General features: G+C 74.3%; 17 protein-coding genes. 13 read left to right on the top strand and 4 right to left on the bottom strand.

The genetic code is table 11. The annotated features are described in order from the left end of the window. Positions 1 to 24 precede the first annotated feature (24 nt). Both ACFVVX_RS16785 and ACFVVX_RS16780 read right to left on the bottom strand, forming a co-directional pair. On the bottom strand, positions 25 to 2,139 hold the full coding sequence (locus ACFVVX_RS16785; RefSeq protein WP_387946066.1) for a putative bifunctional diguanylate cyclase/phosphodiesterase: 2,115 nt from the start codon (positions 2,137 to 2,139) through the stop codon (positions 25 to 27). Further along, positions 2,136 to 2,942, bottom strand: coding sequence for an SAM-dependent methyltransferase (locus tag ACFVVX_RS16780; RefSeq protein ID WP_387946064.1), 807 nt, complete (start codon positions 2,940 to 2,942; stop codon positions 2,136 to 2,138). Before ACFVVX_RS16780 ends, ACFVVX_RS16785 begins: the two co-directional genes overlap by 4 nt. A gap of 184 nt (positions 2,943 to 3,126) precedes the next feature. On the opposite strand from ACFVVX_RS16780, the gene ACFVVX_RS16775 reads away from it, so the two are divergent. Both ACFVVX_RS16775 and ACFVVX_RS16770 read left to right on the top strand, forming a co-directional pair. Further along, the gene (locus ACFVVX_RS16775; protein ID WP_387946062.1) at positions 3,127 to 4,908 is read left to right on the top strand and encodes a glycoside hydrolase family 15 protein; all 1,782 of its coding nucleotides are present in this window, start codon (positions 3,127 to 3,129) and stop codon (positions 4,906 to 4,908) included. A 9-nt stretch (positions 4,909 to 4,917) separates the two neighbouring features. Continuing rightward, positions 4,918 to 5,361 carry an SRPBCC family protein gene (locus ACFVVX_RS16770; RefSeq protein WP_387946060.1) on the top strand — a complete coding sequence of 148 codons (444 nt, stop codon included), beginning with the start codon at positions 4,918 to 4,920 and terminating at the stop codon, positions 5,359 to 5,361. A gap of 104 nt (positions 5,362 to 5,465) precedes the next feature. Here ACFVVX_RS16770 and ACFVVX_RS16765 read toward each other — a convergent pair whose 3' ends face one another. After that, positions 5,466 to 6,083: an antibiotic biosynthesis monooxygenase gene (locus ACFVVX_RS16765; RefSeq protein ID WP_387946058.1), complete on the bottom strand. Its 618-nt coding sequence runs from the start codon at positions 6,081 to 6,083 to the stop codon at positions 5,466 to 5,468. A 293-nt stretch (positions 6,084 to 6,376) separates the two neighbouring features. Here ACFVVX_RS16765 and ACFVVX_RS16760 point away from each other — a divergent pair, with 293 nt between their 5' ends. The 7 genes from ACFVVX_RS16760 to ACFVVX_RS16730 all read left to right on the top strand — a co-directional run bounded on the left by ACFVVX_RS16760 (position 6,377) and on the right by ACFVVX_RS16730 (position 15,169). After that, the gene (locus ACFVVX_RS16760) at positions 6,377 to 7,633 is read left to right on the top strand and encodes an aminotransferase class I/II-fold pyridoxal phosphate-dependent enzyme (RefSeq protein ID WP_387946056.1); all 1,257 of its coding nucleotides are present in this window, start codon (positions 6,377 to 6,379) and stop codon (positions 7,631 to 7,633) included. Between the two features lie 111 nt (positions 7,634 to 7,744). Further along, entirely contained in the window at positions 7,745 to 9,097 is a 1,353-nt protein-coding gene (egtA, locus tag ACFVVX_RS16755) for an ergothioneine biosynthesis glutamate--cysteine ligase EgtA (RefSeq protein ID WP_387946054.1), read from the top strand. After that, complete coding sequence (gene egtB / locus ACFVVX_RS16750) at positions 9,094 to 10,506, top strand: ergothioneine biosynthesis protein EgtB (RefSeq protein ID WP_387946052.1); 1,413 nt, start codon at positions 9,094 to 9,096, stop codon at positions 10,504 to 10,506. The genes egtA and egtB overlap by 4 nt, the downstream gene beginning before the upstream one ends. Continuing rightward, positions 10,506 to 11,246 carry an ergothioneine biosynthesis protein EgtC gene (gene egtC, locus ACFVVX_RS16745; protein ID WP_387946050.1) on the top strand — a complete coding sequence of 247 codons (741 nt, stop codon included), beginning with the start codon at positions 10,506 to 10,508 and terminating at the stop codon, positions 11,244 to 11,246. The genes egtB and egtC overlap by 1 nt, the downstream gene beginning before the upstream one ends. A 57-nt stretch (positions 11,247 to 11,303) precedes the next feature. Beyond that, entirely contained in the window at positions 11,304 to 12,275 is a 972-nt protein-coding gene (gene egtD, locus ACFVVX_RS16740; RefSeq protein WP_387946048.1) for an L-histidine N(alpha)-methyltransferase, read from the top strand. Between the two features lie 118 nt (positions 12,276 to 12,393). Continuing rightward, positions 12,394 to 13,824, top strand: coding sequence for a sugar porter family MFS transporter (locus ACFVVX_RS16735; RefSeq protein ID WP_387946046.1), 1,431 nt, complete (start codon positions 12,394 to 12,396; stop codon positions 13,822 to 13,824). A gap of 130 nt (positions 13,825 to 13,954) precedes the next feature. Then, complete coding sequence (locus tag ACFVVX_RS16730) at positions 13,955 to 15,169, top strand: nitric oxide synthase oxygenase (protein WP_387946044.1); 1,215 nt, start codon at positions 13,955 to 13,957, stop codon at positions 15,167 to 15,169. On the opposite strand, the gene ACFVVX_RS16725 is transcribed toward ACFVVX_RS16730, so the two are convergent. Continuing rightward, positions 15,112 to 15,810, bottom strand: coding sequence for a TetR/AcrR family transcriptional regulator C-terminal domain-containing protein (locus ACFVVX_RS16725; protein ID WP_387946042.1), 699 nt, complete (start codon positions 15,808 to 15,810; stop codon positions 15,112 to 15,114). The two genes, ACFVVX_RS16730 and ACFVVX_RS16725, sit on opposite strands and share 58 nt — an antisense overlap. A 122-nt stretch (positions 15,811 to 15,932) precedes the next feature. On the opposite strand from ACFVVX_RS16725, the gene ACFVVX_RS16720 reads away from it, so the two are divergent. The 4 genes from ACFVVX_RS16720 (at position 15,933) to ACFVVX_RS16705 (ending at position 20,885) form a co-directional block, all read left to right on the top strand. Continuing rightward, complete coding sequence (locus ACFVVX_RS16720; protein ID WP_387946040.1) at positions 15,933 to 17,081, top strand: acyl-CoA dehydrogenase family protein; 1,149 nt, start codon at positions 15,933 to 15,935, stop codon at positions 17,079 to 17,081. A 277-nt stretch (positions 17,082 to 17,358) separates the two neighbouring features. Continuing rightward, a complete protein-coding gene (locus ACFVVX_RS16715; protein ID WP_387946039.1) occupies positions 17,359 to 18,546 on the top strand; it encodes a thiolase family protein in 1,188 nt (395 codons plus the stop codon). Between the two features lie 19 nt (positions 18,547 to 18,565). Beyond that, entirely contained in the window at positions 18,566 to 19,324 is a 759-nt protein-coding gene (locus ACFVVX_RS16710; RefSeq protein ID WP_387946037.1) for a beta-ketoacyl-ACP reductase, read from the top strand. 196 nt (positions 19,325 to 19,520) lie between these two features. Continuing rightward, positions 19,521 to 20,885: a S8 family serine peptidase gene (locus tag ACFVVX_RS16705; RefSeq protein ID WP_387946035.1), complete on the top strand. Its 1,365-nt coding sequence runs from the start codon at positions 19,521 to 19,523 to the stop codon at positions 20,883 to 20,885. Positions 20,886 to 20,986: the final 101 nt, after the last annotated feature.

The raw sequence follows: 20,986 nt of genomic DNA, 5'->3' as shown, positions 1-20,986 counted from the left end.
ACGTCGGCTCCGGGCCGGCGCGGTTCAGCCCTGGACCGGCCGGCCCTCCGGCTCCTCGGCGATCCGGCGGGCGATCTCGGCGGGCCGCACCGGGCGGCCGAAGTGCCAGCCCTGCGCCCAGTCGCAGCCGATCGTGCGCAGCCGCTCGGCGTCCCGCCTGGTCTCCACGCCCTCGGCCGTGACGGTCAGGTTGAGCGCGTGCGCCATCGACACCAGGCCGCTGACGATCCGCCAGCCGGTGGACTCGTCCTTGGCCGGGTCGTGCAGGTCGCCGACGAAGGAGCCGGCGATCTTCAGGCCGGAGACCGGGAGGTCGCGCAGGTAGGCGAGGTTGGACCAGCCGGTGCCGAAGTCGTCCACGGCGAGCGAGACGCCGAGGCCGACCAGCCCGTGCAGGGTGCGCAGCGCCTCGTCCTCGGGGCCGACCACGGTGGACTCGGTGATCTCCAGCTGGAGCCGGGCCGGGTCCAGGCCGGTGTCGTCGAGGATCCGCCCGAGGTCGGTCACCAGGGCGGCACTGCGGGCCTGACGGACCGCCAGGTTGACGTTGAGCTGCGGCGCTTCGGCGCCGAACCGCTTGATCCAGTCGGCGGCCTGGCCGCAGGCCTGTTCCAGCACCCAGCGGCCGAGCGGCATGATCAGGCCGGTCTCCTCGGCGGTGGTGACGAACTCGTCCGGGCCGAGCACGCCGAGCTGCGGGTGGCGCCAGCGCACCAGCGCCTCGACGGCGGCGAGCCGGCCGTCGGCCAGCGCGTACAGCGGCTGGTAGTCGATGAAGAACTCGCCCCGGTCCAGGGCGGCGGGCATCCGCACCGAGACGGCGTAGCGGCTGACCGCGCGGGCGTTCGCCTTGGGGTCGAACAGCGTCCAGCGGCCGCGCCCGGCCTCCTTGGCCCGGTACAGCGTCAGGTCGGCGGCCCGGACGGCCGCTCCGGGGGTGGTGGTGGAGACCCTGCGCTCCAGGACGCCCACGCTGGCGCCGACGGCCAGCTTGTGGTCGCCGATCAGGACCGGCCCGGCGAGCGCCTTGAGGACGGTCTTGGCGGCGGCGACGGCCTCCTGCTCGCCCCGGCAGTTCTCCAGCAGCACCACGAACTCGTCGCCGCCGAGCCGGGCCACCAGGTGGCCGAGCGGGCTGAGCGCCGCCTTCAGCCGGGCGGCGACGGCGGAGAGCAGCTGGTCGCCGGTGTCGTGGCCGAGGCTGTCGTTGACCACCTTGAAGCCGTCGAGGTCCACGTAGCAGAGCCCGAACCGGGCGCCCGGGTCGGGTTCCTCGAAGAGCTTCTCCAACCGTTCGAAGAAGGCCGCGCGGTTGGGCAGGCCGGTCAGCGGATCGTGGGTGGCCTGGTGGCGCAGCCGCTCCTGGAGCCGGTAGCGGTCGGTGATGTCCTCCAGCATCGCCACCTGGTACAGCGGGCGGCCGTCGTCGTCGCGGATCAGCGAGACCGTCAGATGCGTCCAGACCACCTCGCCGTCGTGCCGGTAGTACGGCTTGTCGAACTGGAAGTAGTCCCGCTTGCCGCTGATCAGCTCCTCGTACGCCTCCCAGACGCCCGGGGTGTCCTCGGGGTGGACGAGGTCGCCGACCCGCCGGCCCCGCATGTCCTCCGGACCGGCCCCGAAGAGCTCCTGCAGGGCGCGGTTGACGGCCAGGATGTTGCCCTCGGTGTCGCCGATGCCGATGCCGATCGCGGCGCTCTCGAACAGCGCGCGGAACCGGGCCTCGGAGACGCGCAGGGCCCGCTCGGCGTCCAGCCGGGCGGAGTCGGCGGCGGTGCGGATCGCCTCCTGCTCGCGCAGCGTGCGCTCGCGCAGGGCGGCCGCCCAGCCGGCCGCGAACGCGCCGCACAGGGCGGGCCCGCGGCCGTCCACGGCCGGCTGCTCCTGGAGCAGCTCGACGGCCCGGGCCAGTACCACCGGGTCGGTGAAGTGCGCCTCGACCAGCTCGGCGCCGGCCTGCGAGGCCAGCAGCGGCTGGAAGGGCTCGTCCTGCTGGGCGCGGTGGAGCAGCGCGGCGGTCCGGGACACCAGCCGGCCGAGCAGGCCGGGGTGGACCGCCGTGCCATGGTCACCGGAGAGCAGCCGCGCCCAGTCCTCGTGGAACCGTTCGGCGCTGCTGGGAACCGGTGTTCCGGTCACGGACGGAACCCCACGCCCGCCACCCCGGTCATCCGCTCCGGGTGCTGCCCGACGGCCTCCGGCTGGTCGGGCCGCCACTGCGGCAGGTAGACGACCCCGGGCTCGACCAGCTCGAAGCCGGCGAACATCGCGCCGATCTGCTCGTGGGTGCGCATCGTCAGCGGGGTGGGCGTCATCTTGTACAGCTTCTGGTGGTCCTCCGCCTGGTCCGGGCGGCCCTCCAGGGAGGCGTGCGAGAGGACCAGCGCGCTGCCCGGCGGAAGGGCGTCGCGCAGGACCGCGACCAGCTTCCAGGGGTCCTCGGCGTCGCTGACGAAGTGCAGGACGGCGACCAGCAGCACCGCCACCGGCTCGCCGGCCGCCAGCAGCGCCGTCACCTCCGGGCGGCCCATCAGGTCGTCGATGTCCCGCAGGTCGGCCTGGACGGCGGAGCTGCGCGGGTCGTCCTCCAGCAGCAGCCGGCTGTGCGCGACGGCCACCGGGTCGCGGTCGATGTAGACCACCTCGGCCTCGGGGCGGACCGCCCGGGCGATCTCGTGCACGGAGCCGAAGGTCGGGATGCCCGAGCCGATGTCCAGGAAGCGGGTGATGCCCTGTTCCGCGGCGAACTGCACGGCGCGGCGCAGGAAGGCCCGGTTGGAGCGCATGATCTGGGGCAGCTCCGGCCACAGGGCGATCGCCTTGCGGGCCATCTCCCGGTCCACCTCGAAGTTGTGTGACCCGCCGAGGTAGTAGTCGTAGACCCGCGCGGCGTTCGGTTTGTCCAGGTCCGTGCCCTCCGGTACCCAGTTCGGTCGCCGCATCCTCGGGACTCCTTCGCTCCGGTTATGGGGGTACAGCCGACTCGTGAGACGGCTGAGACAGATGAGACTACAAGCACAAAAGATCCTCCTCTGCACGCCGAACGCGTGCAAGCGGAGTTGCCCACTCCTTCCGTCCGCGCTCCCCGCACTGCCGGGGCGGCCGCCGGGCCGGAGAATGGACCCGATGGCCGGACGCATCGAGGACTACGCCCTCATCGGTGACCTGCAGACCGCCGCCCTGGTCGGACGGGACGGTTCGGTCGACTGGCTGTGCCTGCCCCGGTTCGACTCCCCCAGCTGCTTCGCCGGCCTGCTCGGCGACCAGCGGCACGGCGCCTGGCGGCTGGCCCCGGTCGGCGCCACCCGCTGTGCGACCCGCCGCTACCGGGGCGACACCCTGGTCCTGGAGACCGAGTGGCACACCGCCTCCGGCTCCGTGCGGGTCGTCGACTTCATGCCGCAGCGCGGCCGGGACGGCCGGCGCGCCCCGCAGCTGATCCGGATCGTCGAGGGGCTCAGCGGCAGCGTCCCGATGCGCGGCGAACTGCGGCTGCGCTTCAACCACGGCCGGATCGACCCCTGGGTGCGCCGCACCGGCCACCACCGGGTCGCCGTCGCCGGGCCGGACTCGGCCTGGCTGCGGGTGCCCAACGGCGTCCACACCTACGGGGTCGACGGGGTCACCGCCTCGGACTTCACCGCCACCGCCGGGTGCAGCGTCCCGTTCATCCTCACCTGGCAGCCCTCCCACCTGGCCACCACCCCGCGCACCGACCCCGACCTGGCCCTGCTGGCCACCGTCCGCGACTGGCAGCACTGGGCGGCCGGCTGCCGCTACCGCGGGGAGTGGCGGGACGCCGTCCTGCGCTCGCTGATCACCCTCAAGGCGCTCGCCTACGCCCCCACCGGCGGCATCGTCGCCGCGCCCACCGCCTCGCTGCCCGAGCGGATCGGCGGGCTGCGCAACTGGGACTACCGGTTCTGCTGGCTGCGCGACTCCTCGATGACCCTCTCCGCCCTGCTGCGCGGCGGGTTCCGCGAGGAGGCCGCCGCCTGGCGCCAGTGGCTGCTGCGCGCCATCGCGGGCGACCCGCGCGACCTGCAGACCGTGTACGGGGTGGCCGGGGAGCGGGTGCTCGGCGAGACCGTCGCGCACTGGCTGCCCGGCTACGAGGGCTCCCGGCCGGTCCGGTTCGGCAACGCCGCCGTCGACCAGCTCCAACTCGACGTCTACGGCGAGGTGGTGGACACCCTGCACCTCGCGCTGCTGGCCGGCATCCCGATGGAGCGGCACGTCTGGAGCCTGCTGCGGGCCCTGATGGCCTACCTCGAACAGCACTGGCGGGAGCCCGACGAGGGCCTGTGGGAGGTGCGCAGCGGGCGCCGGCACTTCGTCCACTCCAAGGTGATGGCCTGGGTCGCCGCCGACCGCGCGGTCCGGATGGCCGAGGCCACCGGCCTGCCGGCGCCGGTCGCCCGGTGGCGGGCGATGCGGGACGCCGTCCACGCCGACGTCTGCGCGCACGGCTACGACCCGCGGCTCGGCGTGTTCGTCCAGCACTACGGCGGCCACGGGCTGGACGCGGCCACCCTGTTCGTCGTCAAGAGCGGCTTCCTGCCGCCCGACGACCCGCGGGTGGTGCGCACGGTGGACGCGGTGCGCGAGGGCCTCGACCACGGCGGGCTGGTCCGCCGCTACCAGGCGCACCAGCGCACCGACGGCCTGCCCGGCGGCGAGGGCGCCTTCCTGGCCTGCTCGTTCTGGCTCGCCGACGCGCTGGCCGCCACCGGGCGGCCGGAGGAGGCGCGCGAACTGTTCGCCCGGGTGGTGGGGCTCGCCAACGACCTGGGCCTGCTCTCCGAGGAGTGGGATCCGCGCGCCCGCCGCCAACTCGGCAACACCCCACAGGCGTTCACCCACGTCGCACTGGTCAACACCGCCTTCACCCTGGCCGAGCCCGCGTAGGCTGCCGGCGTGGACCCCAACCACTACCGGTTCAGCGGCGCCTGGCTCCTCGACGCGCCACCGCACGCCGTGTACGCGGCCCTGGAGGACGTGCCGCGGTACCCGCTGTGGTGGCCGGACATCCGCGCCGCGCGGCAGACCGGCGCGGACACCGGGGAGGTGGTGATCCGGGCCCTGGTGCCGTACCGGCTGGTCCTGGTGCTGACGGCGGCGCGGCGCGACCCGGCGGCCGGGGTGCTGGAGGTCGCCATGCGCGGCGACCTGGTCGGCTGGTCGCGCTGGACGATCACCCCTGACGGCGCCGGCACCCGGGCCCTGTTCGAGGAGGAGACGCGCCCCGGCAAACCGCTGCTGCGCCGCCTCGCGCGGCCCGGCCGCCCGCTCTTCCGGGCCAACCACGCCGTGATGATGCTGCGCGGCCGGCGCGGCCTGCGGGCGTACCTGGCGGGCTGAGCCCCGGGGGCGCAGCCGATCCCGGGGCCGGTCCGTCCCGGGGTGCAGTCCGTCCCGGGGTGCGGTCGGTCGCGGGGCGCAGCCGGTCCCGGGGCGCGGTCGGGTCAGTCGCGGGGGCCGAAGAGCCAGCCGCGCAGCAGGCGGGTGACCACCGGCAGCGCCGCGTACGTCATCAGGGCGCTGATCAGCGGCGCCGTGACCAGCGAGCGGACGGCCACCGGGAGGCCGGCCAGGTGCGGGTTGAGGAACAGGCCCGCGGTGATGGTGAGCGGGGCGATCGCGATGGTCGACGCGACCGCCATCCGCCAGCGCACCGGCGGACGGCGGCGGTCCGCGCCCGGGGTGGTGGCGAACCAGCCCTCCATGCCGAGGATCTCGTGCCGGTGCACCTCCACGTGGTGGCCGTCCGCCTTGGCGAAGCAGGCCGCCCGGGCCGGGGAGTCCTGCCAGGAGCGGAAGGCGGCGCCGTCCCGGAAGTGCAGCAGCAGGTGCCAGGGGTCGTCCGGTCCGGCGGGGCGCAGCAGGCCGGTGCCCAGGTTGCCCTCGTGGGCGGAGGCCGCGCCGAGGATGCCCTTGGCCCAGTGCTCGAACGCCTCCTCGTGTCCGGGCTCCACCCGGCGGGCCACGAAGAGGGTGACCTCGTCCTGCGCGGCCCGGCCGTCCGCCGTGCTGCCCGGCCCGGCCGTGCCCGTCGTGCCTGTCGTCCTGATCGTCCCCGCCATCCCCGCCGCTCCTATCGTTCCTGTCGTGCCTGTCGTTCCGGTGGTCCCGTTCCGCCTCCGCCGGTCGTGGCAGAGCGCAGCGTACGGCGTGCAGAGCGGCCCACGCGCCCCCGTATGCGCCCGGCGCAGGCGGAACGGGTCATCGTCCAGCGCGCCCCCGCCGCCGGCCCGCCGGTTTCGACGGATCGTCCGTGGCGCTCCGCCCCCCGCCGTGTGCGGCCGGGGCTACCGTGGGCCGCACGACCCGCCGTGGCAGCCCGTGCTGCCCGCCCGCCGCCCGGGAGGCCCCTGCCATGACGCGACCGCCGGACGGGTTCGGCTTCGACTCCCCCTTCGACCGCTCCGGCACCGGGAGCAGCAAGTGGGCCCGGGCCGGCGACGGGGCGGGCGGGGTGATCGCGATGGGGCTGGCGGACATGGACCTGCCCGGGCCGCCGGCCGTGGCCGAGGCGCTGGCGCGGCGGGCCGGGCACCGGGCGTACGGGTACACGGCCTGCGACCCGGCGGGCCGGGAGCTGGTGGCCCGCTGGTACCACGAGCGGCACGGCGCCACGGTGGATCCGGAGTGGGTGCTGCTGCTGCCGTTCGGGCCGCGGACCGCGGTGCGGCTGCTGCTGGAGACGCTGCGCCCGGCCGGGCCGGTGCTGTTCCCGACCCCCGAGTGGGGCGGGTTTGGTCAGCTCTGCCGGGCCGCCGGGCTGCCGTACGAGGAGCTGGCACTGCTCCGGGACGGGGACGGGACCGGGGGCGGCGACGGGACCGGGGGCGGCTACCGGCTGCCGTTGGAGGAGTTCGCCCGCCGCCGGGCCGGGGCGGTGCTGCTGAGCAACCCGCACAACCCCTCCGGCCGGGTCTGGACCGCCGGGGAGATCCGCTCGCTGGCCGGGGCCGCGGCGCAGGCCGGGGCCGTCCTGGTCTCCGACGAGGTGCACGGCGACCTCACCCACCCCGGCCGCCGGCACCCCGTCGCGGTGGCGGTGGCGGACGGGCTCCGGGCGCACACCGTCACGCTGAACTCCGTCGGCAAGACCTTCAACGGCTCCGGCATCCCCAGCTGCTTCGCGCTCGTCCCCGACCCGGCGCTGCGCGGGCGGCTCACCGCACTGATGGCCGGGTACGGCCTGTGGGAGGGCGGCCTGGTCGAGCAGGTGGTGCAGCAGGCGGCGCTGCGCGAGGGCGCGCCGTGGCTGGACGCCCTGCTGTGCCACCTCGTCGCCGCCCGGGACCGGCTGACCGGGGTGCTCGGCCCGGCCGTCCGCTCCCGGCCGGAGGCCTCGTACCTGCTCTGGGTGGACGCCGCCGCGCTCGGTCTGCCGGCCGTCGGCGCCCGTGCGGCGCTGCTGGCGCGCTGCGGTCTGGAGGCCTCCGACGGCGCCGACTTCGGCCCCGGCGGGGAGGGCTCGCTGCGGCTGAACTACGCCCTGCCGGGCCCGGTCCTGGAGACGGTGGCCGAGCGGCTGCGGCGGCTCCGACCGGGCCCGCCGTCCACCGCCCGACCCGCCGGTCCGACGGCCCCAGCCCAGCCTTTCACCCGATCGCACCACATCTGACCTGCGGCGATACCCGTTCACAGGATGTTTGCGGGGCGGCCCGGCATGGTCCGTAGCAGACTGGGCAGGGTAGACCGGGCCGCAATCGTGATCCCGAGGATGGTGAGTCCGGTGATACCCGTTCGCCCGACCAGCCCGACCGACCGACCGAGCGCCGCACCGCCCCCGGGCGGGGTGACGCCGCTGACCGAGTCCGCCGCCCGCAGCCATGTGGCCGGCGTCTGCTTCAAGATCGGACCGCCCCGGCTGGTCGGGGTCGAGGTCGAGTGGTTCGTCCACGACGACCGATGTCCCACCAGCCCCGTCCTACCGGAGCGGCTCCACGCCGCGATGGACTCGCTGCCACTCGGTGGCCCGGACGGCGCATCGCTCCCCTCCGGGTCGCTGCTGACCCTGGAGCCCGGCGGCCAGGTCGAGCTCAGCTCCCCGCCCGCCACCAGCCTCACCGCCTGCGTCGACGACACCCGGCGCGATCTCGCCGCCCTGCGGGCCGCCTTCGCGGCGCAGGGCCTGCGACTCACCGGCACCGGCACCGATCCGCTGGCCCGCCCCCGTCAGATGGTCCTGGACCACCCGCGCTACCTGGCGATGGAACGATTCTTCAACTCGGCCGGGCCCTGGGGCCGGATCATGATGACCGGCACCGCCTCCGTCCAGGTCTGCCTGGACGCGGGCGCCGCGGGCGGCCCGCACGCGATGGACCGCCGCTGGCGGCTGGTCCACCAGCTCGGGCCGGTCCTGGTCGCCGCCTTCGCCAACTCCCCGCTGCTGGACGGCCGGCCGACCGGCCACCGGTCCACCCGGCAGACCGTCTGGTCCCGGATGGACCCGAGCCGCACCCTCGCCCCGGACCCGGACCACGGCGACCCGCGCGAGGCCTGGGCCCGGTACGTGCTGGACGCCGAGGTGCTCTGCATCCGCCGCCCCGAGGGACTGCCCTGGACGGCGCCGGCCGGACTGACCTTCCGCGACTGGCTGCGCGGCGCGGGCGAGCGCCCGCCCACCCTGGCCGACCTGGACTACCACCGCACCACGCTGTTCCCGCCGGTGCGCCCGCGCGGCCACCTGGAGCTGCGGATGATCGACGCCCAGCCCGGTGACGGCTGGATCGTCCCCGCCGCCCTGGCCACCGTGCTGCTGGACGACCCGGTCGCGGCCGACGCCGCGCTGGCCGCCCTGGAGCCGCTGGAGCGCCCCGAGGGGCCGCGCCCGCCGCGCAGCGACGTCTGGCGCCGGGCCGCCACCCTGGCCGTGGCCGACCCCGCGCTGCGCCGCGCCGCCCTCGCCTGCTTCGCCGCCGCCGACGCCGCGCTGGGCCGTCTGCCCGGCGCCGACGGCCTGCGCACCGCCGTCGGCGAGTTCGCCGAGCGCTACCCCGCGCGCGGCCGCTGCCCGGCCGACGACCAGCTGGACGCCCTGCGCTCCGGCACCCGACGCACTCCTCCGGAGGAGGCCGCACCATGATCGACGACGCCCGCCCGACCGGCGCCCCCGCCGGCGCCCCGAGCCCGGCCGCAGCGCTCCCGCAGACCCCGCCGCCCGCCGCCGTGCCGTGGGAGAACCTCTCGCGGGAGGCCCTGCGCGAGACGATCGCCACCGAGCTGCTCACCGCCCGCGCCCGCACCGCCGCGCTGACCGACTGCGTCGAGGACCCGGACCTCACCGCCCAGCACTCCCCGCTGATGTCGCCGCTGGTCTGGGACCTCGCGCACATCGGCAACCAGGAGGAGCTCTGGCTGCTACGCAACATCGGCGGCCGCGACCCGATGCACCCGGAGATCGACCCGCTGTACGACGCCTTCGAGCACCCGCGCGCCGAGCGGCCCAGCCTGCCGCTGCTGCCGCCCGGCGAGGCCCGCGCCTACGCCCACGACGTCCGCGGCCGGGTCCTCGACCTGCTCGCCGCCAGTCCGCTGGAGGGCGCGCCGCTGCTGGACGCCGGGTTCGCCTTCGGCATGATCGCCCAGCACGAGCAGCAGCACGACGAGACCATGCTGATCACCCACCAGCTGCGCCGGGGGGAGCCCGCACTGGCCGCTCCCCCGCCGCCGCCCGCCCCGGCGGACGCGGCCGCGCTGCCCGCCGAGGTGCTCGTCCCCGCCGGGCCGTTCACCATGGGCACCGACACCGAGCCCTGGGCGCTGGACAACGAGCGGCCCGCGCACCGGGTGGAGCTGCCCGCCTTCCGGCTGGACACCACGCCCGTGACCAACGGCGCCTACCAGCGGTTCATCGCCGACGGCGGCTACGACGACCCGCGCTGGTGGGCCCCCGAGGGCTGGCAGCACCGCCGGCAGGCCGGGCTGAGCGCCCCGCTGTTCTGGCAGCGCGAGGGCGGCGGCTGGCTGCGCCGCCGGTTCGGCCTGCTGGAGCCGGTACCCGAGGACGAGCCGGTGCTGCACGTCAGCTGGTACGAGGCGGACGCCTACGCCCGGTGGGCCGGGCGGCGGCTGCCGACCGAGGCGGAGTGGGAGAAGGCCGCCCGGCACGACCCTGCCGCCGACCGCTCCCGCCGCTACCCGTGGGGTGACCAGCCACCCGCGGCCGAACACGCCAACCTGGGCCAGCGGCACCTGCGCCCGGCCCCGGCCGGCAGCTACCCGGCGGGCGAGTCCGCCTACGGCGTGCGGCAGTTGATGGGCGACGTCTGGGAGTGGACGGCCAGCGACTTCCGCCCGTACCCGGGCTTCCGGGCCTGGCCGTACCGGGAGTACTCGGAGGTGTTCTTCGGGCCGGAGTACAAGGTGCTGCGCGGCGGCTGCTTCGCGGTGGCGCCGGTCGCCTGCCGGGGCACCTTCCGCAACTGGGACTACCCGGTCCGGCGGCAGATCTTCGCCGGGTTCCGCACCGCCGCCGACCCGGAGCCCCGCTGATGTGCCGCCACCTCGCCTACCTGGGCGGACCGCTGACGCCCCGGGAGCTGCTGGTGGAGCCGCCGTTCGGGCTCTACCGGCAATCCTGGGCGCCGCGCACCCAGCGCTACGGCACGGTGAACGCGGACGGCTTCGGCCTCGGCTGGTACGCCGACGGGGACGAGGTGCCCGCCCGCTACCGGCGGGCCGGGCCGATCTGGGCGGACGCCTCCTTCGCCGACCTCGCCCGGGTGATCCGCACCCGGGCGCTGCTGGCGGCCGTCCGCTCGGCCACCGAGGGCTGCGCGGCCGGCGAGACGGCGGCCGCGCCGTTCGCCGCCGGGCGCTGGCTGTTCAGCCACAACGGCGCGGTCGACGGCTGGCCGGCCGGACTGGACGCGCTCGCCGCGCTGCTGCCGCCCGCCGAACTGCTCGCCCTGGAGGCCCGGACCGACTCGGCGCTGCTCTGGGGCCTGGCCCTGCACCGGCTGCGGGCCGGTGCCGACCTCGGCGAGGCGCTGGCCGCCACCGTCGCGGACACGGCCGCGCACACCACCGGCCGGCTCAACCTGCTGCTCACCGACGGCCGCGCGCTCGCCGCCACGGCCTGGGGCGACACCCTCCACCACCGGACCCTGCCGGGCGGCGGCGGGGTCCTGGTCGCCTCCGAGCCGTACGACGACGACCCGGCCTGGACGGCCGTCCCGGACCGCTCGCTGCTGCTGGCCGGACCGGACGGGATCACCGTCCGGGCGCTCTGAGCGACCCCGTCCGCACGTCCACCATCCTTCACCTTGTGAATAGAGGACTCACCTGTCATGAGCACCTTTGATCTCGTCCGACTGCTGCCCGACGACCACTTCAGCACCGCCCTTCGGCACGACGTGCAGCACGGTCTGACCTCCGAACCCAAGTGGCTGCCGCCGAAGTGGTTCTACGACGCGCGGGGCAGCGAGCTGTTCGAGGAGATCACCCGGCTGCCCGAGTACTACCCGACCCGCGCCGAGCGGGCCATCCTGACCGCCCGGGCCGACGAGATCGCCGCCGCCACCCGGGCCCGCACCCTGGTGGAGCTGGGCTCGGGCTCCTCCGAGAAGACCAGGCTGCTGCTGAGCGCGCTGCGCGGCCTCGGGACGCTGGACAGCTACGTCCCGGTGGACGTCAGCGAGAGCGCGCTGGCCGCCGCCGGCGAGGCGCTGGCCGCCGACTACCCGGGGCTGGCCGTGCACGCCGTGCTGGCCGACTTCACCGCCCGGCTCGCGCTGCCCCCGGGCGGCGGCCCGCGGCTGGTCGCCTTCCTCGGCGGCACCCTCGGCAACCTGCTGCCCGCCGAGCGGGCGGCCTTCCTGCGCGGCCTGCGCGGCACGCTCGACCCGGGCGACTCCCTGCTGCTCGGCACCGACCTGGTGAAGGACCCGGACGTCCTGGTCGCGGCCTACGACGACGCCTCCGGGGTGACGGCCGAGTTCAACCGCAACGTGCTCAACGTGCTCAACCGGGAGCTGGCCGCCGACTTCGACCCGGACGCGTTCGCGCACGTCGCGCACTGGGACGCCGAGCAGGAGTGGATCGAGATGCGGCTGCGCTCGCTGCGCACCCAGACCGTCAAGATCCCGGCCCTGGACCTGCCGGTCCACTTCGAGAAGGACGAGGAGCTGCGCACCGAGGTCTCCGCGAAGTTCCGCCGGGAGCGGGTCGCCGAGGAGCTGGCCGCGGCCGGCCTGCGGCTCGCCCACTGGTGGACGGACGACGAGGGACGGTTCGGACTGTCACTGGCCCAGCCCATTTGATAGTTCACTTTACTAATAGGCAAAGGGATTTGCCGGGCATCCCATGTACAACACTTGAACATTGACGGGTTACGATCGCGGCTACCAAGCTCAGCGTTGAGTACCAGGAGTCAATCTCGTGAGCGTCACCCAGCAGCTCTCGGAGCTCTCGGCGGCGGAGGCCCGGCCCTCCGACCGCCTCGGCTTCGTCGTCTTCATCACCGCCGCCGCGGCCCTCGGCGGCTTCCTGTTCGGCTACGACAGCTCCGTGATCAACGGCGCGGTCTCCGGCATCCAGGAGCGGTTCGGCGTCGGGGACGGCGTGACCGGGCTGATCGTGTCCTCCGCCCTGCTGGGCTCGGCGGTCGGCGCCGCGCTGGCCGGACGGTTCGCCGACCGGTACGGCCGCATCAAGGTGATGAAGGCGGGGGCGCTGCTCTTCGCGGTGAGCGCCGTCGGCTCGATGCTGCCGTTCTCCGCCTGGGACCTCGCCCTCTGGCGGGTCCTCGGCGGAGCGGCCATCGGCATCGCCTCGGTGATCGCCCCGACCTACATCGCCGAGGTCGCCCCGACCAGGTACCGCGGCCGACTTGCCTCCTTCCAGCAGGCCGCGATCGTGCTCGGCATCGCGATATCCCAACTGGTCAACTGGGTGCTGGCGGACGCCGCCGGCGGCGACACCCGCGGCCGGCTGCTCGGCCTGGAGGCCTGGCAGTGGATGCTCGGCATCTGCGTCGTGCCGGCCGCCGTCTACTTCGTGCTGTCCTCGATGATCCCCGAGTCCCCGCGCTACCTGATCGCGGCAGGCCGCCTGGACGAGGCCCGCACCGTGCTCGCCGAGGTCGAGGGCACGGGCGCCGACACCGACGCCCGGATCGCCGAGATCCAGGGTCTGATCGACTCCGACCACCGCCCGCGCTTCCGCGACCTGCTGGGCGGCCGGTTCGGCCTGCTGCCGATCGTCTGGGTCGGTATCGGCCTGTCGGTCTTCCAGCAGCTGGTCGGCATCAACGTGATCTTCTACTACTCGTCGATCCTCTGGCAGTCGGTCGGCATCGACCAGGGCGACTCGCTGCTGATCAGCTTCATCGGCTCGGTCATCAACATCCTCGGCACCGTGGTCGCGATCCTGCTGGTCGACCGGATCGGCCGCAAGCCGCTCGCCCTGATCGGCTCGGCCGGCATGGCCGTCGCGCTCGGCGCCTGCGGCTGGGCGTTCTCCTCGGCCACCGGCAGCGGCGACAACGTCGTGCTGCCCGACCTGCAGGGCACCGTCGCGCTGATCGCCGCCAACGCCTTCGTGCTGTTCTTCGCGATGTCCTGGGGCGTGGTGGTCTGGGTGATGCTCGGCGAGATGTTCCCCAACCGGATCCGGGCCGCCGCGCTGTCCGTCGCCGCCTCCGCGCAGTGGCTCGCCAACTGGGCGATCACCGTCTCGTTCCCGTCGCTGTCGCGCTGGAACCTGTCGGCGACCTACCTGGTCTACGCCGCCTTCGCCGCCCTGTCGATCGTCTTCGTGGCCCGCTTCATGAAGGAGACCAAGGGCGTCCGCCTGGAGGACATGGGCTGATCCGACAGTCGGACCGCCCGATCGGCCCCCGCAGCCTAGCGTGACGAACGCGGCACGGGGGCCGATTCGTTCACTCCCTGCGCCGGGGCGCGTACATCCGGTACTCCTGTTCGCCAGGAGGGATGTGTCCTTGATCTTCAATCGGCTTCGTACCCGCGGCCCGCGCAGACCAGCGGCGGCTCCGGCCGGCGGCTGCCCCTACGCCCACGCGCACACCGTTCCCGAGGCCTCGCGGCTGCCCGAACCGCCGCCCCGGGCCGAGCACTTCACCGACCCCGACGAGGCGGCCGGCTTCATCCGGCAGTTCCACCGCGAGCAGCCCGCCGCCGGGGACCCGGTCGAGCGGGTGCGCGCGGTGCTCGACGAGATCGACCGCACCGGCACCTACGCGCACACCACCGCCGAGCTCGGGTACGGCGCCAAGCTCGCCTGGCGCAACGCGGCCCGCTGCATCGGCCGGCTGTACTGGCGCAGCCTGGTGGTGCGCGACCTGCGGCACCTGAGCGCCGCCGACGACATCGCCGCCGAGTGCTTCGAGCACCTGCGGCTGGCCGGCAACGGCGGCCGGATCCGCCCGGTGGTGTCGGTGTTCGCCCCCGACCGGCCGGGCCGCCCGGCCGCCCGCATCCTCAACCAGCAGCTCGTCCGCTACGCCGGCCACCCCGTCGGGGGCGGCTTCGTCGGGGACCCGGCCGGGGCCGTCCTGACGGCCCGCGCCCGGGACCTCGGGTGGAAGTGCGGCGAGGAGCGGTTCGAGGTGCTGCCGCTGCTGGTCCAGGAGCGTCCGGGCGCCCGCCCGCAGTGGTACGAACTGCCGGACGACACCACGCTGGAGGTCGAGCTGACCCACCCCGACCACGCCTGGTTCGCCCGGCTCGGGCTGCGCTGGTACGCGGTGCCGGCGATCAGCGACATGACGCTGGAGATCGGCGGGGTGCGCTACCCCACCGCGCCCTTCAACGGCTGGTACATGGGCACCGAGATCGGCGCCCGCAACCTCGCCGACGCCGACCGCTACGACATGCTGGCGGAGGTCGCCGAGCGGCTCGGCCTGGACACCTCCAGCGACCGCACGCTCTGGCGGGACCGGGCGCTGGTGGAGCTCAACGTGGCGGTGCTGCACTCCTTCCAGGAGGCCGGGGTGACGATGGCCGACCACCACACCGAGTCCGAGCGGTTCCTGCGGCACGTCGCCCAGGAGAAGCGGCTCGGCCGGGACACCCCCGCCGACTGGAGCTGGATCGTGCCCCCGGTCTCCGGCGGGCTCACCCCCGTCTACCACCGGTACTACGACCCGGTGGACCCCTCGCTGCGGCCGGCCTTCACGGCCCGCTCGCCCTGGTGAGCCCCGGGGACGGTGCGTTCGTAGCGTAGGGCGAGGCCGTCGAGGAGCGCTTCGAGGCCGGTCTCGAAGGCGCCCTCGTCGATCGCGCCGCGGTGCTCGGCGAGCCGGTGCGCCTCGCCGAGGTGCGGGTAGTCGGCGGCGTCGTAGAGCCCGGCGTCCTCGGGGAAGCCCGCGGCGAAGGAGGCGAGCGCCGAGCCGGTGACGAAGTACCGCATCAGCGCGCCGATCCGGGTGGCCTGTCCGCGCGGCCAGCCGGCCTCGACGAGGCAGCCGAAGACGGCGTCGGCCAGGCGCAGCGCGTTCGGCCGCCGCCCGGGGCCCTGGGCGAGCACCGGGACGATGTTGGGGTGGGCGGCCAGCGCGGCGCGGTAGGAGCGGGCCCAGTCCCGCAGGGCCTGCGGCCACGGCGCGGCGGCGTCCGCGAACATCGACAGGTCAACCTCGCCCATCACGCTGTCCACCACCGCGTCCAGCAGCTCGTCCTTGGTGGCGAAGTGGTTGTAGAGGGACGGCCCGCTGACCGAGAGCCCGGTGGCGAGCCGGCGGGTGGAGAGGGCGTCCAGGCCCTCGGCGTCGATGAGCCGCAGAGCGGCCGTGACGATGCGCTCGCGGCTGAGCAGGGGGGTGCGCGGGCGGGCCATCGTCGCGGTTCCTCCGGTCGAGTGGGGTGTGGACCGATTCTGGCAGGCGCCTCTTCCCAGTGCGGCCCGGTCGGCGCTACAGTCCCGGTAAAACTTGCAGCGCTAGTTTAATCGAGGCCGCCATGGATCTGGAGCTCTCCGAAGAACAGGTCGCCGTCCGCGAGCTCGCGGCGGGGTTCACCGACCGCGAGATCGTGCCCCACGCCGCCGCCTGGGACCGCGCCGAGTCCGTCGACCGCGCGATCATCGGCAAGCTCGGCAAGCTGGGCTTCCTCGGCCTGACCATCCCCGAGGAGTACGGCGGCAGCGGCGGCGACCACCTCGGGTACTGCCTGGTCCTGGAGGAGCTGGGCCGGGGCGACTCCGCCGTGCGCGGCATCGTCTCGGTCTCGCTCGGCCTGGTCGCCAAGTCCGTCAACGCCTACGGCAGCGAGGAGCAGAAGCAGCACTGGCTGCCCCGGCTCACCTCCGGCGAGGCGCTCGGCTGCTTCGCGCTCACCGAGCCCGGCACCGGCTCCGACGCCGCCAACCTCACCACCCGGGCGGTCCGGGACGGCGGGGACTGGCTGATCAGCGGCGCCAAGATGTTCATCACCAACGGGACGTGGGCCGACGTCGCCCTGGTCTTCGCCCGGACCGGGGAGGACGGCCACCGGGGCATCACCGCCTTCCTCGTCCCCACCGACCTGCCCGGCTTCACCCGGACGGAGATCCACGGCAAGCTCGGCCTGCGCGGCCAGGCCACCGCCGAACTCGCCTTCGACGGCGTCCGGGTGCCCGACTCCGCCCGGCTCGGCCCGGAGGGCAAGGGCTTCGGCGTCGCGATGGCCGCCCTCGCCAAGGGCCGGATGTCGGTCGCCGCCGGCTGCGTCGGGATCGCCCGGGCCTGCCTGGAGGCCGCCGTCCGCTACGCGGGCGAGCGCGAGCAGTTCGGCCGGCCGATCGCCTCGCACCAGCTGGTGCAGGAGCTGCTCTCCGACATCGCGGTCGACGTCGAGGCCGCCCGGCTGCTCACCTGGCGGGTCGCCGACCACATCGAGCGCGGACTGCCGTTCGCCACCGAGTCCTCCGTCGCCAAGCTCTTCGCGAGCGAGGCCGCCGTGCGGGCCGCCAACAACGCGCTCCAGGTGTTCGGCGGCTACGGCTTCATCGACGAGTACCCGGTCGGCAAGTACCTGCGCGACGCGCGGGTGATGACCCTCTACGAGGGCACCAGCCAGATCCACAAACTACTCATCGGGCGTTCGCTCACCGGCGTCAACGCCTTCTAGGGGGTGTTTGCAAAGTCACACCGACTTTGCAAAGTCGCGTCGGGCCAGGCAGACCCGGCGGGCCAGACGGACCCGGCGGGCCAGGCGGGCCAGGCGGACCCGGCGGGACTTTGCAAACACGCCGCCCCAGCCCCTGCCGGGCCTCGGCCCTGTCACATCCCGGACCCGTCGAGTGAGTCCCGGAACCCCTCGCGTCCCGAACCCCGCTGAGCCTCTAATCCCAATGAGCCTCGAACCCCGCTGAGCCTCGAACCCCGTTGATAAGGAGCCCGACGACGTGCGTCCTGTCTACTTCGCCGCAGCCCGCCGCACACCCATCGGCCGGCTGCGCGGAGCGCTCGCCACGGTCCGCCCCGACGACCTCTCGGCCACCGTGCTGCGCGCCCTGGTCGCCGACCTGCCCGCCCTCGACCCCGCCCGGATCGACGACGTCTACTGGGGCGCCGCCAACCAGGCAGGTGAGGACAACCGCAACGCCGCCCGGATGGCCGTGCTGCTCGCCGGCCTGCCCGACACCGTGCCCGGCGCCACCGTCAACCGCCTCTGCGCCTCCGGCCTGGAGGCCGTCACCATGGCCGCCCGGGCGATCGGCTCCGGCGAGGCCGACGTCGTCCTGGCCGGCGGCTGCGAGTCGATGACCCGCGCGCCCTTCATCCTGCCCCGCCCCGACGAGGCGCTGCCGCACCGCATCGAGACGTACGACACCCGGCTCGGCTGGCGGCTCACCAACCCCCGGATGGAGGAACTGCACGGTGTCCTCGCCATGGGCGAGACCGCCGAGGAGGTCGCCACCCGGTACGGCATCGGCCGCGAGCGCCAGGACGCCTTCGCCCTGCGCAGCCACCAGCTGGCCGCGGCCGCCCGCAAGGACGGGCTCTTCGACGCCGAGCTGATCCCGGTCGAGCGGCCCGACGGCGTGACGGTCCGCCAGGACGAGGGCATCCGCGAGGACTCCAGCCTGGAGAAGCTGGCCCGGCTGAAGCCGGCGTTCCGGGCCGGCGGCACGGTGACGGCGGGCAACGCCTCACCGATGAACGACGGCGCGGCCGGTCTGGTGCTGGTCAGCGAGGAGGCGCTGGGCGACCTCGGGCTCCAGCCGCTCGGCCGGTACGTCGCGGGCGCCTCGGCCGGGGTGCACCCGGACGTGATGGGCATCGGCCCCGTCCCGGCCACCCGCAAGGCGCTCGGGCGGGCCGGCTGGTCGCTCGCCGACCTGGACGAGGCCGAGCTCAACGAGGCCTTCGCCGCCCAGGCCCTCGCCAGCGTCGACCAGCTGGGGATCGACCCCGCCCTGGTCAACCCGACCGGCGGGGCGATCGCCCTGGGCCACCCGCTGGGCGGCTCCGGCGCCCGGATCCTCACCACCCTGCTGCACCGGATGCGCCGTACCGGCGGCCGGCGCGGGCTGGCCACCATGTGCGTGGGCGTCGGGCAGGGCACCGCCGTCCTCGTCGAGAACGTCTGACCCCCTCCAAGGAGCTGCTGTGACTCGTTTTTCAGGCAAGGTCGCCGTCGTCACCGGTGCGGCGCAGGGCATCGGCGCGGCCACCGCGCGGCTGCTGGCACAGGAGGGCGCGGCCGTCGCGGTGGTCGACCTGACCGCCGAGCGGGCCGCCGGGACGGTCGAGGAGATCACCGCCAAGGGCGGGACCGCCCGCGCGTACGGCTGCGACGTGGCCGACTACGACGCCGTGGAGGCGGTATTCGCCGAGGTCGCAGGGGACTTCGGCGGGGTGCACATCCTGGTGAACAACGCCGGGATCACCCGGGACAACCTCTTCTTCAAGATGCCGAAGTCCGACTGGGACACGGTGCTGACGGTCAACCTGACCAGCGCCTACAACTGCAGCCACGTCGCACAGAAGTACATGGTGGCGCAGAAGTACGGCAAGATCGTCTCGCTCAGCTCGCGCTCGGCCCTCGGGAACCGGGGCCAGGCCAACTACGCCGCCGCGAAGGCCGGCATCCAGGGGCTGACCGCCACTCTGGCGATCGAGCTGGGCCCGTTCAACATCAACGTCAACGCCGTCGCCCCCGGGTACATCGCCACCCCCATGACGGCCGCCACGGCCGAGCGGGTCGGCGCCACGGCGGAGGACCACCAGACGGAGGTCGCCGCCCGGACGCCGCTGCGGCGGGTGGGGCAGCCGGAGGAGATCGCCTCCGTCGTGGTCTTCCTGGCCAGCGAGGACGCCTCGTACGTCAGCGGGCAGACCCTGTACGTCAACGGTGGGGCACGCTGAAACCAGGCTGACGATTCGTCAGAATATCGGCCCAGGTGGAGGGTTACTTTCACCTGGGCCGGCCTTTACCTTTTCCCGTGGCCAGGCATGACCATGCCGACGGTACCAAATGACTATGGCATGATCATGCGGCACTCGATGGGATGGCCGGACCACCCGACCTGACCAGGTCGGGCCCTGCGTCCCAAGGAGTCCCATGGGCAGCTCCGCGCCCTCCCGCGCCCTGGCCCTGCTCGCCGTCGGGGCCACCGCCCTGACGGCCGGCACCGTCGCCGTGCCCGTCGTCGGCACCGCCTCCGCCACCGCGCAGCCGGCGGCCGCCGTCCACGTCCGCCCCGCGTCCAGCGGCCACGTCAGCGCCGTCGGGCGGACCGCCCCACTGCCCACCTCGCAGTGCGTCAGCGAGATCGGCATCCACTGCTACTCGCCGCTCCAGTACCGGACCGCCTACAACCTGGACCCGCTCTACAAGGAGGGCATCACCGGCAAGGGCCGCACGATCGTCATCGTCGACTCCTTCGGCTCGCCGACCATCCAGCACGACCTGGAGACCTTCGACAAGCAGTGGGGCATCCCGGACACCCAGGTCGAGGTGGTCAAGTGGGGCAACGTCCCCGTCTTCGACCCCGCCAACCCCGACCACACGGGCTGGGCCGGCGAGACCACCCTCGACGTCGAGTACGCCCACGCCATCGCCCCCGACGCCCACATCATCCTGGTCGAGACGGGCGTCGCCGAGACCGAGGGCACCACCGGCCTGCCCGAGATGATGGACGCCGAGCAGGCCCTGATCAAGGCCGGGCGCGCCGACGTCATCTCGCAGAGCTTCGGGGCCACCGAGAACACCTTCCCCGGGTTCGACAAGGGCGACTTCAAGTCGCTCACCGACCTGCGCTACGCCTTCAAGGAGGCCGCCGCCCACGACGTCACCGTGCTGGCCGCCTCCGGCGACGCGGGTGCCACCGACTCCCAGGCCAACGGCGAGGACCTCTACCCGTACAAGGTCAACTCCTGGCCCTCCTCCGACCCGCTGGTCACCTCCATCGGCGGCACCCAGCTCAGCCTGGACGACGCGGGCAGGCGGACCGCGCCCGACAAGGTCTGGCACGACAAGTACGGCGCGGGCGGCGGCGGGGTCTCCGGCGTCTTCGAGCGCCCCTGGTACCAGGCGGGCGTCGCCTCCGCCACGGGCAACCACCGCGGCACGCCGGACATCAGCATGAGCGCGGCGGTCGACGGCGGCGCCTGGACGTACGAGTCGTACGACCCGGCCTCCGCCGGGTGGCACCTCACCGGCGGCACCAGTGAGGCGACCCCGATCTTCTCCGGCGTCGTCGCGCTCGCCGACCAGCTCGCCGGCCACCGCCTGGGCCAGCTCAACTGGCGCCTCTACGGCCTGAACCTGCTGCCCTCGCAGTGGAGCGGCCTGGTCGACGTGACCACCGGCGACAACTCCTGGGACACCGTCACCGGCTACCAGGCCGGCAAGGGCTACGACCTCGCCAGCGGCCTCGGCACCATCGACGGCGCGCGCTTCGTCCACGCGGTCGCGGGGCGGTAGAGCGGGTTGACGTGAGGAGCGGGGAGGGGGGCGGGGCGGCATACCCCCGCGGACCTGGTGGGGGCGTGCCGGCGGCGGGGCGGCCCGGGGGGGCGCCCGCC

Source organism: Kitasatospora sp. NPDC058170 (assembly GCF_042883905.1).
Classification (GTDB): domain Bacteria; phylum Actinomycetota; class Actinomycetes; order Streptomycetales; family Streptomycetaceae; genus Kitasatospora.
This window is presented reverse-complemented; position numbering and strand designations above follow the sequence as displayed.